The 623-nt window shown below is 34.7% G+C and carries 1 protein-coding gene; it reads left to right on the top strand.

The annotated features are described in order from the left end of the window. Positions 1-623 (top strand): hypothetical protein (locus tag Q0997_RS20275; RefSeq protein WP_299892546.1); only part of this gene is annotated, 623 nt, incomplete at both ends.

Below are 623 nucleotides of genomic sequence, written 5' to 3'. Positions count from 1 at the left end.
TATACAATTACTTTAAACAACCCAACAGAAGTTATGGCTTCTGCTACTATCTCTAATAATACAAATTGTAGTACTACAACTGAAATTACCGTAACTGCTACTGGTGGAACAGGTACTTATACTTACAGTTTTAATGGTAGTGGGTATACAACTACAAATACATTAACAGTAACTAATACAACAACAACGCAAACTATTACATATTCTGTAAGTGATAGCAATGGCTGTATAGATACTGAAACTATTGATATCCCACCATATGATCCTTTAACAGGAATCACATTTGTAGATTCTAATGTTATTACTTGTAATGATACAACTACAGATGTAACAGTGACGCCTACTAACGGTATTGCTCCTTTCGCATTTGAAATTACTGCTCCAGCATCTGCTGTTACAAATACTTCTGGTGCTACTACTGGAATCTTTACAAATTTATCTCCAGATGATTATACTTTTCAAGTGACTGACGCTAATGGATGTGTAATTAGTGCTTCTCATACCATCGCTCCTGCTATTAACATAGCAGTAGCCCAATCAAATACGGATCAAATATGTTTTGGTTCAGATGATGGAACTGCTGTTTTTACTATGACAGATGTAAGTAGTGTTGGTAACTTTAC

Origin of the sequence: uncultured Lacinutrix sp. (assembly GCF_947500325.1) — a bacterium.
Classification (GTDB): domain Bacteria; phylum Bacteroidota; class Bacteroidia; order Flavobacteriales; family Flavobacteriaceae; genus Lacinutrix.
The sequence above is the reverse complement of the archived record's forward strand: the minus strand, read 5'-3'. Positions and strand labels throughout refer to the sequence as shown.